The sequence below is a fragment of the Sphingomonas larreae genome, from assembly GCF_051400595.1.
Classification (GTDB): Bacteria; Pseudomonadota; Alphaproteobacteria; order Sphingomonadales; family Sphingomonadaceae; genus Sphingomonas.
The window spans coordinates 1,157,344-1,170,488 of the sequence record NZ_JBLFFI010000001.1 but is presented as its reverse complement, the minus strand read 5'-3'; the positions used below and the strand labels follow the sequence as shown (position 1 = coordinate 1,170,488).

At 67.1% G+C, this 13,145-nt stretch carries 12 protein-coding genes; 7 read left to right on the top strand and 5 right to left on the bottom strand.

The window, feature by feature from the left end:
- Positions 1 to 23 precede the first annotated feature (23 nt).
- From hrcA to ACMGDM_RS05200, 3 genes are all read left to right on the top strand, one after another.
- Positions 24 to 1,067, top strand: a complete 1,044-nt coding sequence (hrcA, locus tag ACMGDM_RS05210) for a heat-inducible transcriptional repressor HrcA (protein WP_436803038.1) — start codon at positions 24 to 26, stop codon at positions 1,065 to 1,067.
- A 42-nt stretch (positions 1,068 to 1,109) separates the two neighbouring features.
- Positions 1,110 to 1,661, top strand: a complete 552-nt coding sequence (grpE, locus tag ACMGDM_RS05205; protein WP_436803037.1) for a nucleotide exchange factor GrpE — start codon at positions 1,110 to 1,112, stop codon at positions 1,659 to 1,661.
- A gap of 328 nt (positions 1,662 to 1,989) precedes the next feature.
- Positions 1,990 to 3,213, top strand: a complete 1,224-nt coding sequence (locus ACMGDM_RS05200) for a threonine synthase (RefSeq protein ID WP_436803036.1) — start codon at positions 1,990 to 1,992, stop codon at positions 3,211 to 3,213.
- 156 nt (positions 3,214 to 3,369) lie between these two features.
- Here the strand turns inward: ACMGDM_RS05200 and ACMGDM_RS05195 are convergent, their stop codons facing one another.
- From ACMGDM_RS05195 to thrS, 5 genes are all read right to left on the bottom strand, one after another.
- Positions 3,370 to 3,585: a hypothetical protein gene (locus ACMGDM_RS05195; RefSeq protein WP_436803035.1), complete on the bottom strand. Its 216-nt coding sequence runs from the start codon at positions 3,583 to 3,585 to the stop codon at positions 3,370 to 3,372.
- A 213-nt stretch (positions 3,586 to 3,798) separates the two neighbouring features.
- Positions 3,799 to 6,609, bottom strand: a complete 2,811-nt coding sequence (locus tag ACMGDM_RS05190) for a TonB-dependent receptor (protein WP_436803034.1) — start codon at positions 6,607 to 6,609, stop codon at positions 3,799 to 3,801.
- Positions 6,610 to 6,813: 204 nt separating this feature from the next.
- Positions 6,814 to 7,347, bottom strand: coding sequence for a translation initiation factor IF-3 (gene infC, locus ACMGDM_RS05185; RefSeq protein ID WP_132910175.1), 534 nt, complete (start codon positions 7,345 to 7,347; stop codon positions 6,814 to 6,816).
- A gap of 82 nt (positions 7,348 to 7,429) precedes the next feature.
- Complete coding sequence (locus ACMGDM_RS05180; RefSeq protein ID WP_436803033.1) at positions 7,430 to 7,729, bottom strand: hypothetical protein; 300 nt, start codon at positions 7,727 to 7,729, stop codon at positions 7,430 to 7,432.
- Positions 7,730 to 7,802: 73 nt separating this feature from the next.
- Complete coding sequence (gene thrS, locus ACMGDM_RS05175; RefSeq protein ID WP_436803630.1) at positions 7,803 to 9,788, bottom strand: threonine--tRNA ligase; 1,986 nt, start codon at positions 9,786 to 9,788, stop codon at positions 7,803 to 7,805.
- Between the two features lie 254 nt (positions 9,789 to 10,042).
- Here thrS and ACMGDM_RS05170 point away from each other — a divergent pair, with 254 nt between their 5' ends.
- The 4 genes from ACMGDM_RS05170 (at position 10,043) to ACMGDM_RS05155 (ending at position 13,046) form a co-directional block, all read left to right on the top strand.
- The gene (locus ACMGDM_RS05170; RefSeq protein WP_436803032.1) at positions 10,043 to 10,669 is read left to right on the top strand and encodes a retropepsin-like aspartic protease family protein; all 627 of its coding nucleotides are present in this window, start codon (positions 10,043 to 10,045) and stop codon (positions 10,667 to 10,669) included.
- Between the two features lie 315 nt (positions 10,670 to 10,984).
- Positions 10,985 to 12,055: a hypothetical protein gene (locus ACMGDM_RS05165; protein WP_436803031.1), complete on the top strand. Its 1,071-nt coding sequence runs from the start codon at positions 10,985 to 10,987 to the stop codon at positions 12,053 to 12,055.
- Entirely contained in the window at positions 12,052 to 12,471 is a 420-nt protein-coding gene (locus tag ACMGDM_RS05160) for a hypothetical protein (protein ID WP_436803030.1), read from the top strand. Before ACMGDM_RS05165 ends, ACMGDM_RS05160 begins: the two co-directional genes overlap by 4 nt.
- Positions 12,472 to 12,623: 152 nt before the next feature.
- Positions 12,624 to 13,046 (top strand): hypothetical protein, encoded by a 423-nt coding sequence (locus ACMGDM_RS05155; RefSeq protein WP_436803029.1) that lies wholly within the window; start codon positions 12,624 to 12,626, stop codon positions 13,044 to 13,046.
- Positions 13,047 to 13,145 lie beyond the last annotated feature (99 nt).

The following is a 13,145-nucleotide window of genomic DNA, read 5'->3' as shown; positions in this document are numbered from 1 at the left end:
CCGCCGCCGCCTACATTGTGCCCGTGACGCCCTCGCCCCCGATCGCCGAGCTGACCGACCGTGCGCGCGACATCTTTCGCCGCGTCGTCGACGGCTATCTCCACAGCGGCCAGCCGGTCGGCTCCAAGGCGCTGGCGCAGGCAGGGCTCAATCTCTCGCCCGCGTCGATCCGCAACGTGCTGGCGCAGCTCGAGGCGGCCGGTTTGCTCGCGGCGCCCCATACCTCGGCCGGCCGGATGCCAACGGAACGCGGACTGCGGCTGTTCGTCGATGGCATGATGCAGGCGCGCGAACCCTCGATCGAGGAGCGCGCGCAGATCGAGGCCCGCGCCGCCGCCGCCGGTCCGGTGGAGGAGGCGCTCGCCGCCACCACCGCGGCGCTGTCCGGCCTGTCCGCCTGCGCGGGGCTGGTGATGGTGCCCAAGCACGAGGCGGTGCTGCGCTCGATCGGCTTTGTTCCGCTCGGGCCCGCGCAGGCGCTGGCAGTGCTGGTCGGCGAGGACGGCGCGGTGGAAAACCGCGTGATCGACCTGCCCGCGGGGGTCGACCCGTCCGCGCTGGTCGAGGCGGGCAATTACATGACCGCGACGCTGGGCGGGTTGACGCTCGCCGAGGCGCGCCAGCGGCTCGAGCGCGAACTGGCCGACGGGCGCAGCGCGCTCGACGCCGCAGCGCGCGCGCTGGTGGAGCGCGGGCTGGCGGTGTGGAGCGAGGATGGCGCGCGCCGCCCGGTGCTGATCGTGCGCGGGCAGGGGCGATTGCTCGACGATGCCGCGACGGCGGACCTGGAGCGCGTCCGCGGCCTGCTCGACGATCTCGAGGGCAAGCAGGAAATCGCCGCCCTGCTCGACTCGGCGCGCGCGGGCGACGCCACGCGCATCTTCATCGGCGCGGAGAACAAGCTGTTCGCTCTGTCGGGATCCTCGGTGATCGCCAAGCCGTTTCGCGGGCATGACGGGCGCGTGGTCGGCGTGGTCGGGGTGATCGGCCCGACGCGGTTGAACTATGCGCGGGTCGTGCCCATGGTGGATTTCACCGCGGCGACGCTCGCCCGCCTGCTCGGGTGAGCGACCGACGCCATCGACGACGTTTGACAAGACAGGGACAGAATGAGCGATCAACCGACTTCCGCCGAGGATCTGCGCGAAACCACCGCCGAGGCCGCGCCCGAGGTGGCCGAGCATGACGCGCAGGCACAGCGTATCGCCGAGCTGGAGGACCAGCTCGCCGCCGCGCGCCAGGAGACGTTGTACGCGCAGGCCGACATCCAGAACGTGCGCCGCCGTGCCGAAAAGGATGCCGCCGACGCGCGCGCCTATGCCGCCACCAATTTCGCGCGCGACGTGCTGTCGGTGAACGACAATCTCGAGCGCGCGCTGGCCGCGATCCCGGCCGAGCTGCGCGGCGACGACAAGTTCAAGGGCCTCGTCACCGGGCTGGAGGCGACCGGGCGCGAGCTGACCAATGTGTTCGCGCGCCACGGGCTGACGAAGATCGAGGCGATGGGCCAGCCGCTCGACCCCAACCGCCACCAGGCGATGGTCGAGATGCCGAGCGACGCCGAGCCGGGCACGGTGGTGCAGGAGATGCAGTCGGGCTGGATGATCAAGGACCGGCTGTTGCGTCCCGCGCTGGTCGGGGTGGCGAAGAAGCCGGAGTGAGGTGAGGGCGCGGGCGGGTGATCGTGACGGCGCGTTCGTGGCGGGGTGTCGACCCCGTGCGCCTCTGAGCTGACGGCAGGCTCGCGAGAAGGACGCGACCAAGCTCCTCCGCCGTCATCCCGGACTTGGTCCGGGATCCAGCCCTCCGCGAGAGCGACGAGGGCGGGAAGTGCGGCACGGTGGACACCGGACCAAGTCCGGGATGACCGCAGGATTGGGGAGAGCTGAGCTCCCCTCGCCACATCCGCGCAGGAAGCGCAGCGTTCCCTCAACGGTCCGCGACGCCGCCCCGGTGGACGCCGCCGCACCACCCGCTAAGGCTATTGGCATGAACGACAATCTCACCGCCGAGCGCGCCACCTTCGTGACCCATCTGGAGTGTTCGCTGACCGGCGAGCGCTACGCGGCGGACCAGCTCCACAACCTCTCGCGCGCCGGTCGGCCGCTGCTGGTACGCTACGACCTCGATGCGGTCCGCGCCGCGCTGCCGCGTGACACGCTGGCGGCGCGCGCGACGGACCTGTGGCGCTGGCGCGAGCTGCTGCCGGTGCGGCACACCGCCAATGTCGTCAGCCTCGGCGAGATCGAGACGCCGCTGATCCCGGTCGCGCGGAGCGGCGGCGCCAACGTCTGGGTCAAGGACGAGGGCCGCCTGCCGACCGGCAGCTTCAAGGCGCGCGGCCTCGTGATGGCGGTGGCGATGGCGAAGGAGCTCGGCGTCACGCGGATCGCGATGCCGACCAACGGCAACGCCGGCGCCGCGCTGGCGGCCTATGCCACGCGCGTGGGGATCGAGACGATCGTCTTCTGCCCCGAGGACACGCCCGAGGTGAACGTGCGCGAGATTGCGGCGCAGGGCGCGCGCGTGTGGCGGGTCAATGGGCTGATCGACGACTGCGGCGCGATCGTCGGCAAGGGCGCGGCCGAGGGGCGCTGGTTCGATTTCTCCACGCTCAAGGAGCCCTATCGGATCGAGGGCAAGAAGACGATGGGGCTGGAACTCGCGGCGCAGCTCGGTTGGCGCTTGCCCAAGGCGATCTTCTATCCGACCGGGGGCGGCACCGGGTTGATCGGCATGTGGAAGGCGTTCGACGAGCTCGAGCGGCTCGGCTGGATCGGCAGCGAGCGGCCGCGCATGTATGCGGTGCAGGCCTCCGGTTGCGCACCGATCGTCCGCGCCTTCGAGGCGGGCGAGGAACATGCCGAGCGCTGGGAGGATGCGCACACCGTCGCCGCGGGCATCCGCGTGCCGCGCGCCGTCGGCGACTTCCTTATCCTCCGCGCGGTGCGCGAGAGCGGCGGCAAGGCGCTGGCGGTCGGCGATCCCGCGATCCTCGCCGCGGTCGACGCCTGCGCGCGGCAGGACGGTCTGCTGCTCTGCCCCGAGGGCGGTGCGACGCTGGCGGCCTATCACCAGGCGGTGCGTGATGGCGAGGTCGACGAGGACGAGGAGGTGGTGCTGTTCAACTGCGCCACCGGGCTGAAATACCCGCTGCCGGCGGCCGAGCAGCGGCTCGATCGACACGGTGTGATCGACTTTGACGCGCTCTAGGTCGGTTCCTCGCGCCTCCGTCTACATCACTTCGTTTGAACCACCGCCGTGCTCCTGCGGACGCAGGAGCCGGTTGCGGTGGAAGAGAGGCCAAGGCTCGGGGGCAACGGTCAAGGATGGTCAGCGCTGTCGCTCTCGTCAGCGCGCGCGACGGGATCAATAGGGCGCGCACTCCCGGCGGCGTGCAGTGCCCTTGGGGGTCAGCACCAGATGACCCAGACGTTCCCGTACCAGCCCTTCTTGCATCATCCATCCGATCGCATCGGGCGAGTGTCCGCGCGAGATGATCAGCGTGCTACCCGCGCTGCGCGCGGTCCAGAGGATCTGTTCGAGCTGCTCGGCCAGTGACAGGCCGAGGACGTCCACGTTCATCGTCTCACCCCCCAAGGGCGCTCGGGCAACTTGCACATACAATCTACTGCAAGCCGCCGTCAGACCGAACCGATTCGTCAGTAATGACCATTGTGCGATAGCTCAGTTTGGTCAAGATTTGGTTAACGGCGCCATAAGAATGCCGTGAGGTGAGTGAGTCGAGCGACCAAAGGTGTTGGCGCCGCCGCTGTTGCCGCGGCGGCGCGGACCGACTTAGAAGCGTGTGCGCAGCGTCACGCCGTAGGTGCGCGGCTCGGCGAGGAACGACGAGAACAATTGATTGCCGACGCCGCCGAAGCTCCGCACCTGCGCGAGGCTGGACGAACCCTGAAATGGCGAGTTGAACGCCACCTGCTGATAATCGGTGTCGAGCAGATTCTGCGCCCAGACCTCGACGGCCCAGCGAGCGTCGCGCCCGCGCAGTCCGACCCGCGCGTTGACCAATGTGAACCCGTCCTGGACCTTTTCCTCGAACAGATCGGAGCCGGTGTTATAGTCGGACGATGTCCGCTGATCGACGTAGAACAGCGCGCTCATCCCGTTGCCGCCGATCGGCGGGGTCCAGCTCAGCGAGGTGGTGATCACGTTGCGCGGCGCGTTCGACATCTGCGAGCCCGCGAGGAGGAACAGCGCCGGATCGAGCGGCGCGCCCGCGTCGGAGCCGACCAGGTTGCGACGGTATTTGGTGTCGGCGAGCGTGTAGCCCATGTTGATCGCGAGAGACTCCGTCGGATAGATGCCGGCCTCGAGCTCGACGCCCTGGCTGCGCACGCCATATTTCACGTCGCCGCTGCACGCCCCGGTGGCGGGATTGCTGTCGCGATCACCGCCGTTCAGGCTCTCCGAGCAGGAGCCGATATTCTCGACCACATAGTTGGTGCCGTTGAAGGTATTGAGCTGGAAGTTCTTGAACTCAGAACGGAACAGCGCGGCGTTGAAGGTGAACGGGCGGCTCGAATATTTGAAGCCGATCTCATAGGCGTTGACCGTCTCGGGGTCGAAGCGCAGCCGGCCGGCGTCGATATTGGCGATGGTCAGTCGATTATAGGCCTCGCCGAGGTCCGATCGGTCGAGATTGTAGCCGCCTGCCTTGTAGCCGCGCGAGTAGCTCGCATAGGTCATCACCCGGTCGCTCGGCTTCCAGCTGAGCACCGCGGTGCCGGTGAACTGGCTCTCGCTGAGCTTGTCCGCGATCTGCTTGCCGTCGAGCGCAGCGGAACTGTTGCCGGTGCAGGCCAGCGTGGCGATGCCGCGGGTCAGCGCGGCGAGCTGCGCGTTGTTGAAGAGATTGCCGGCGGGACCGGCGCCCAGCAGCGTCTGGATTTGCGGGCAGACGGTGTTGTTGTTGCCGAAGTTGGCGTCGAACCTCTTGCGCTCGTGCGTCCAGCGCAGACCGGCGGTGAGCGACAGCGTATCGGTCAGCCTGAGGATGTTGTGCGTGAAGGCGGCGAAGCTCTCGCTATGCTGATTGTAGACATCGCGCGTGGTGCCGAGCTCGTTGAGCGTGCCGAGCAGGCGGATGTTGGCGAGCAGCAGCGGCGTCGCCGCGCCGAACGCCGGCGTCGTTCCCGGCACCTGGCCCGAGAGGATGGCGGTGCCGGCGGCGCTGAGGCAGCCTGGGTTGGCGGGGTTGCGCAGCGCCGGGTTGGGGTTGATCGTCGCGACGATGCGGCATGCGGCGAAGGCGCCATAGTCGCGGCCGAACTTGAGATTGTCGACGACCTGCAGATCTTCCTTGCTGTAGAAGCCGCCGATCAGCCAGTTGAGCCGGTCGCCCAACGCTTCGCCGTTGAGCCGGAGCTCCTGGGTGAAGGTGCGGAACTGTCGATAGTTGTTTCCGTCGTTCGGGCGGTAGCCGATGTCGAGCACGTTATAGTCGATGTCGCTCGCGCCGTCCGACTTATATTCACGATAGGCGGTGATCGAGGTGAGCGAGGCGCCCCCGAGGTTCCAGTCGATCTGGCCCGAGCCGCCGTAATCCTTGGTGACATTGGCATAGGCACGGCCGGGCGTGTTGGCGATGCGGCGGCTGTACGGGTCGCCCCCGCTCGGGAAGACGGTGCCCGCGGGATAGCCGCGCAGCGCCGCGACCGAATTCATCAGCGCGACGATGCGGTTGCCGTTCGGCTCGATCGCATAGTCGCCGGGCGTGTTCGGCGTCGGGTCGGTCTTCTCGCGCGTGTCGACATAGACCGCGCCGCAGCACTTCTCGTTGCGCCGCGTATAATCGCCGATCAGTCGCAGGGAAAAGGTCGACGACGGCTCGAACAGCAATTGTCCGCGGACGAGATAGCGGTCGCGATCGTTATAATCGGTGTCGTTGGCGACATCCTTGTAGAAGCCGTCACGCTTCTGCCACACGCCGTCGACGCGGAAGGCGAGCAGGTCCTTGATGATCGGGCCGGTGAGCGCCCCAGCGGCGCGGTAATAGTCGTAATTGCCGTAGGTGCCCTCGGCATAGCCGCCAAAGTCGAACGACGGCGCCTTGGTGTAGACGTTGATGGCGCCCGCCGACGAGTTGCGCCCCGACAGCGTGCCCTGTGGCCCGCGCAGCACCTCGATGCGATCGACCTCGCCGAGGTCATTGAGCCCCGACCCGGTGCGGCTGCGATAAACGCCGTCGATGAACACCGCGACCGAGCTCTCGAGCCCGGGATTGTCGCCGACCGTGCCGACCCCGCGGACGCGCGCGGAGGCGTTGGCCTCGGAGCCGGTCGACGAGATGTTGAGCGACGGGGCCAGCTGCGCCATCTGGCGGATATCGGTCGCGCCCGAATTCTGCAGCGCTTCCTGGCTCACCGCGTTGATCGAGATCGGTACGTCCGCGAGCCGCTCCGCGCGCCGGGTGGCGGTGACGACGATGTCATTGCCGGTGAGTTCGCGCGTGTCGCCGGCCTGATCGGCGGTGGTGTCGCGCTGCCCGTCCACCGCGGCATTGCTGGTCACCGGGCTGGCCTGCTGTGCCAGCGCGGGCGCCGCGACGATCATCGCGGCCGACGACAAGAGTGTGATGCTCAGTCGCATATGGCGGTCCCTCTCCCAAGGTCCTCTCACGCCGACCTTCTTTTCGAAGGTTCGGTATTGGGGGAGCTTAGCGCACGCCGAGGGGCCGTCTAGCGGTTTCGTGCCCGCGACGGTGACTTTCAATGTCGAGTGTGGAGCTGGCGCCGCACCGGCGACGCTGAGGCAGGCTGGCGGACCGCGGCACGTCGCCGCGGTCCGCTCGGCTCACTTGGGCGCGAGCACCATCAGCATCTGGCGGCCTTCCATGCGCGGATAGGCCTCGACCTTGGCGACCTCGGCAACCTGCTCGGCGACGCGCTGGAGCACGTTCATGCCGAGCTGGCCGTGGCTCAGCTCGCGGCCGCGGAAGCGCATCGTCACCTTGACCTTGTCGCCTTCCTCGATGAACTCGACGACCTTCTTCATCTTGGTGTCGTAATCGTGGTCGTCGATGTTCGGACGCATTTTGATCTCCTTGATCTCCTGCGTCTTCTGCGACTTGCGCGCGAGGTTCGCCTTTTTCTGCGCCTCGTACTTGAACTTGCCGACATCGAGGAACTTGGCGACGGGCGGATCGGCATTGGGCGACACCTCGACCAGGTCGAGCCCGACCTCGCGTGCCTGCTCCATCGCCTCACGCGTGTACATCACGCCGAGGTTCTCGCCCTCGTGGTCGATCACGCGGACCTTGGGGCTTTGGATCCACTCGTTAAAGCGGGGCCCGTTCATCGGCGGCGCCTGCATCGGCCGGCGCATCATGGGGGGAGGTATAGGTAAATCTCCGTTGGCTGTGTCGCCACCAATATAAGGGAGAATGCGCGCTTTTAGAAGAGGCGGCGCGTCATGGCGGAGGCTGCTGCCGCGCTGGCGCGTCGAGGACGCTGCGGGCGGCGCGGTGATAATTGTCGATCTCGGCTCGCTCCGAGTCGGACAGCCTGCCCTCCCCGCTGGCGTAGCGTCTGGCGGTGCGCGCGTTGACGTCCACGTCAGCCGCGGCGCCGAGGATGTCGTGGCGCGACGATCGGCCGGCGCCGCGCTCGCGCCCAATGCTCTCGCGTGTGGGGGAGAAATCGGGCGCCATGACCGGATCGGCGCGCGGCGTCGGTGCGATCGGCGCGGGGCGCTGCGCCGTTGCGGGCAAGGCGTGCAGGAGGCCAGGGCCGCACGCCTTCTGCCCTGTTGCGCTGGGTTCCCGCGCGCGCGGAAACACCGCCTCAGCGCAGATCGGGCGGCGTCGCCTCGCCGCGCAGCATCGCCACCGCTTCGTCGAGCGTCAACGCCTCCTGCGCCTGGCTGCCGAGCCGGCGCAGCGCGACCTTGCGCTCCTCCGCCTCGCGCTTGCCGACCACCAGCAGCACCGGCACCTTCGCCACCGAATGCTCGCGCACCTTGTAGTTGATCTTCTCGTTGCGCGTGTCGGTCTCCACGCGGATGCCGGCCGCGCGCAGCGCCGCCGCCACCTCGGCCGCGTAACCGTCCGCGTCGGAGACGATCGTCGCCACCACCGCCTGCACCGGCGCCAGCCACAAAGGGAAACGCCCGGCGTGGTGCTCGATCAGGATGCCGATGAAACGCTCGAACGTGCCGAGAATGGCGCGGTGGAGCATCACCGGGCGGTGGCGCTGGCCGTCCTCGCCGACGTAGCTGGCGTCGAGCCGCTCGGGCAGCACGCGGTCCGACTGGATCGTGCCGACCTGCCACGTCCGCCCGATCGCGTCGGTGAGGTGGAACTCCAGCTTGGGCGCGTAGAAGGCGCCCTCGCCGGGCAGCTCCTCGAACTTCGCCTTGATCGCCTCCGACAGCCCCGAGGCGTGCACCGCGTCCCGCAGCTCCTGCTCGGACGTGTCCCACATCGCGTCGTCGCCGAAGCGCTTGTCGGGGCGCAGCGCCAGCTTCACCGCATAATCCTCGAAGCCGAGGTCGCGGTAGACGCTGTCGAGCAAGTCGCAGAACTTGCGCACCTCCTCGACCAATTGGTCCTCGCGCACGAAGATGTGCGCGTCGTCCTGGGTGAACTGGCGCACGCGCATGATGCCGTGGAGCGCGCCGTGCGGCTCGTTGCGGTGGCAGCAGCCGAACTCGGCCATGCGGATCGGCAGGTCGCGGTAGCTCTTGATGCCCTGCTTGAAGATCAGCACGTGCGCCGGGCAGTTCATCGGCTTGAGCGCCATCAGCTCGCCCTCGCCGGTGAAGATCGCGCCCTCGTCCTCGGTGTTGGGGATCTCGTCGGGGACGACGAACATGTTCTCGCGATACTTGCCCCAGTGGCCCGACTGCTCCCACTGGCGTGCGTCCATCAGCTGCGGCGTCTTCACCTCGGCATAGTCGGCGGCGTCGAGGCGGCGGCGCATATAGGCTTCGAGCTGGCGCCACAGCACGAAACCCTTGGGATGCCAGAACACCGAGCCCTGCGCCTCGGCCTGGAGGTGGAACAGGTCCATGTCCTGGCCGATGCGGCGATGGTCGCGCTTGGCCGCCTCCTCCAGCATGTGGAGGTGCGCGTCGAGCTGCTTCTTGTTGAGCCAGCCGGTGCCGTAGATGCGGCTCAGCATCGCGTTCTTCTGGTCGCCGCGCCAATACGCACCCGACACGCGCGTCAGCTTGAACGCCTGCGGATCGAGCCGACCCGTCGTCGGCATGTGCGGGCCGCGGCACATGTCGAGCCACTCGCCCTGGCGATAGATCGTCAGCTCCTCGTGATCGGGCAGCTCGGCGGCCCATTCGGCCTTGAAGGTCTCGCCCTGCCGCTGCCACGTCTCGATCAGCTGCTCGCGCGTCCACACCTCGCGCGTGAACGGCTCGTTGCGCGCGATGATGCGGCGCATCTCCTCCTCGATCGCGGGCAGGTCCTCGTCGGTAAACGGCCGGTCCTTGGGCGCGAAATCGTAGTAGAAGCCGTCGTCGGTGGCAGGACCGAAGGTGATCTGCGTGCCCGGGAAGAGGTGCTGCACCGCCTCGGCGAGCACGTGCGCGAGATCGTGCCGCGCCAGCTCGAGCGCCTCGGCCTCGTCGCGCTGCGTCACCAGCGCCAGCGTCGAATCCTGCGTCAGCGGGCGCGAGAGGTCGCGCAGCTCGCCGTCGACGCGCGCCGCGATCGCGGCCTTGGCCAGCCCGGGACCGATCGCGGCGGCGATCGCCGCGGGCGTGGTGCCCGGCTCCACCTCGCGGACCGAACCGTCGGGCAGCGTGATCGAGAGCATGTCCATGGAGTATCTTCCTGCGAGAACCGTGAGGCACGCCCTAAGGCGCGCGTAGAGCGACGAAAAGAGGGAGCCTGCCCGGCGTGGCGCGGGCCGCGTGGCGCGTCAGCGGGTGACGCGCGCGCCGGCCGTTGGCCGCGCCGGGATGCTAGTAGTGAGCGGGGCCGTGCGCATGATCGCGCGTATATAGCCGCGCGCGCGGCGCCGCGCCAGCGCGGCCTTATCCGCGGCGGTGGCGTCCCTATATCCTCTGCATGCCCGTCGACGTCTCGGCCAACCCGCATTTCTACCTGCTGCTCGGCGCCTTGCTGGTGGCCGCGATCGTGGCGCGGCGCGTGCCGCTGCTGCGCACCTTGGTGAGCCTGGCGGTGTGGGGCGGGCTGGCGGTGCTGCTCTACACGCTGCTGGTGGAGCGCGAGCGCTTCGACCCCTGGCTCGGTCGCGTCGCCGCCGCGCTGGACGTGGAGAGCCAGCAGGTCTCGGGCAGCGAGACGCGCGTGACGATGAGCCCCGACGGTCATTTCTACGTGCGCGCGAAGCTCGGGCCGCCGGGGAAGACAGTGGAGCGGCGGCTGCTCGTCGACAGCGGCGCGACGATCACCGCGCTGTCGCCGGCCACCGCGGCGGCGGCGGGGGTGGAGGTGAAGCCGGCGACCTTCCCGCTGCTGCTCAAGACCGCCAACGGCACGATCCGCGCCGACACGGGGGCGCTGACGGAGCTGCGCTTCGGCAACGTGGTGGCGCGCGACCTCGCGGTGGTGGTGTCGCCCGCCTTCGGCGACGTCGACGTGGTGGGGATGAACTTCCTGTCGCGGCTGAGCTCGTGGCGGGTCGAGGGGCGCACGCTGATCCTCACGCCGCACCACCCGCAGGAGGCGTAGGGAGCGGAGCGGAGGCGGGTGGTGATCTCGACGGTGAGAATGCTCCCCGTCGCCCAACACTGACCGTCACCCCGGCGTACGCCGGGGCCCCGTTGGGGCACGTTGGTACGTCCCACGACGGCCTACCCAACTGGCCCCGGCCTCCGCCGGGGCGACAGTGTGGGGGCAGCCGCCCCTCGACACACCGGTCGCATAGGCTAGCGCCGTCCCCTTCCTCACGCTGACCCATCCCGGCGATCGCGCCTCATCGTCGATTGCCTTGTTGGAGAATGTTGCTCAGATGTTCTCGCCGCGTCAGCAGAGCGGGGCGACACGATGAACATGGAGCGGGCATGGATACCGGCGGGGGTGAGCCGCGCCGAACGACGGCGCTTATTCTCGATCTGGATCCGGACGGGGCGGATCCCGACGCGCCGCGACGACGGCGTCGAGCTGAAGTTCAACCCCTGGCACGACCCGCGCGACGGTCGCTTCACCTCCGGTCCGGGCGGCGAGGCGACGCCGCGCGACGAGCCGCCGGAGCGAGGAGGTGAGGACGGTGGTGTAGGAGAGGGCGGCGGTGTCGTCCGCTCGAACGGCGTCTACCGGCCGGGCGAGCCGGGGCCGAAGCTGATCCCGATCGGCGCGCCGGAGCCGCCCGAGACGCGCGGCGGCAACATCCGCGCCTTCGAGGATCCGATGACGCTGGATGAGCTGCCGATCCTGCGTGACACGCCGGCCGGTGCCTTGCTGGCGCCGCTGGACGGCTTCCTGAACATAACAGGCCCTGGCGCAGAGATCCGTACCGCCCTTATGCGCGCACAGGCGGACAAGATTCTCGCGGACATCAAGGCGCTGGATCCGAACTTCGTTTACCAATCGTTCCAGTTCCCGTCCACCGAGGCGGGTCAGCGACGCCTCATCGATGACCTTCGCTTCAACCGGGCCGTTGTTATGATGCGTGTCAAAGGTGATCTTGGGCCGTTGCGGGTCGAGGCTGTCCGAACAATGCAGCAGATCGCTGATGAGGCTCACGATGATGGCACCGCGCGACTGGCAGCCTCAGCTCTGCAGATCCGCCTCCACAAACGAGAGGCCTTAGGAAATTTCATCGATCGGGAAGTGCGCAACGGCTTGAGAGATAAATTCCACCTCGCAGGCGTTATTACATCCGCCGATCGTGAGATTGCCGTCAACAGGAGAGAATATCTACATGACGGTTCAGGGTATCGCCTACCCGACCTTCGCATCGGAAATGTCTTCTTTGATGTGTCTATTGCGGAGAAGACGATGGGCGGTGATCAAGTGAAAGAATTTTTTGAGGGAAGGTCAAGGCCTTCCGCGGTCGTGATCATACGTCCGCGGCAGGAGGGAGGTAGCTACATCATAAGGAGGCCTAGAAAATGAGTCAGGATGAAGAAAATAACTTTGTTTATAGAAGCTCATATACAAACCCGCGTCCATACATACCCCAAGCACTGAGCGAAATTGAAGACCAGCTTGGCTCGATGATGCTGAAATCTCCTCACTTCAAAGATAGGACAGGGTATTTTCCTGATTTAAGCCTGGAATCAAGTTTCTTTAAACTCAACAGTGGCCTAGACCTTATGCGCGACAAGCTCGGGGAGGATGTCTACGCCAAGGCAATCGAGCTGTCAGGCCGCGCGAAGGCGTTGTTTCTACAGGCAACGGATATTACCAGCGAGAAGACGAGGGAAGGCAATCGGCTGCTCGACGAGATCGATCAGCTGATCAACGCGGTGCGGCGCCACCGCTACGAGAGCGGCCTCAAGGACGATGAGGGCGAGGTGACCGGCGACTGACGGTCTGCTGTGGCGGGCGGCTGGCAAGGTGCCAATGGACGGCACGTGCGACCGGCAGGTTGAAAGGTCTTGCGCCACAGGGGTTTGCCATTTGCAGTCGCGATTGTCAGGCCAACGCAGGAAGGTGATGCCTCCCAGAGTGAAGCTACAGAATGAGCGACATCGCAGAAGAGGAATATTTTTACCGTAGTTCCATCACTATACCAGGTCCATATATACCAAAAACGTTGGGAGAGATATACGACCAACTCGGGGCGATGGTGCTGCATGTTCCAAGAAAGTTCAAAAAGAAAACCGGCTATTTTCCGGAAACATTCCTCGAGGCGGACTTCTATGAGTTGAACAATGGCCTAGAGCTCGTGCGAGAAAAGCTTAGCGAGGATAGCTACGCCAAGGCGATCGACATGTCCGCGCGGGCCAAGGCGCTGTTCGAAGCCGATCCCGATATGAAGACGGGGCAAGCCGAAGATGGGATCGTGCTGCTCGACGAGATCAGCGATCTGATCAGGGACGCTCGGCGCCGACGGGTGAGGGCGGGGCTGAAGGACGACCTGGGCGAGGTGAGCGGCGACTGACGCTCGACGAGCGTGGGTGATTGGTCGGGGTCCGCAGGTGGAGGAGGGGCGAGTTGGGCGAGCCAGCGTGCTTCCCACAGACACCGCCCCATCTGGACC

Excerpts from the sequence above, each read along its gene's own strand:
- ACMGDM_RS05190 (WP_436803034.1), bottom strand. The coding sequence starts at position 6,609 with ATGCGACTGAGCATCACACTCTTGTCGTCGGCCGCGATGATCGTCGCG.
- ACMGDM_RS05195 (WP_436803035.1), bottom strand. The coding sequence starts at position 3,585 with ATGAACGTGGACGTCCTCGGCCTGTCACTGGCCGAGCAGCTCGAACAG.
- ACMGDM_RS05155 (WP_436803029.1), top strand. The coding sequence starts at position 12,624 with ATGAGCGACATCGCAGAAGAGGAATATTTTTACCGTAGTTCCATCACT.
- infC (WP_132910175.1), bottom strand. The coding sequence starts at position 7,347 with ATGATGCGCCGGCCGATGCAGGCGCCGCCGATGAACGGGCCCCGCTTT.
- ACMGDM_RS05165 (WP_436803031.1), top strand. The coding sequence starts at position 10,985 with ATGAACATGGAGCGGGCATGGATACCGGCGGGGGTGAGCCGCGCCGAA.
- grpE (WP_436803037.1), top strand. The coding sequence starts at position 1,110 with ATGAGCGATCAACCGACTTCCGCCGAGGATCTGCGCGAAACCACCGCC.
- ACMGDM_RS05170 (WP_436803032.1), top strand. The coding sequence starts at position 10,043 with ATGCCCGTCGACGTCTCGGCCAACCCGCATTTCTACCTGCTGCTCGGC.
- ACMGDM_RS05200 (WP_436803036.1), top strand. The coding sequence starts at position 1,990 with ATGAACGACAATCTCACCGCCGAGCGCGCCACCTTCGTGACCCATCTG.
- thrS (WP_436803630.1), bottom strand. The coding sequence starts at position 9,788 with ATGCTCTCGATCACGCTGCCCGACGGTTCGGTCCGCGAGGTGGAGCCG.
- ACMGDM_RS05160 (WP_436803030.1), top strand. The coding sequence starts at position 12,052 with ATGAGTCAGGATGAAGAAAATAACTTTGTTTATAGAAGCTCATATACA.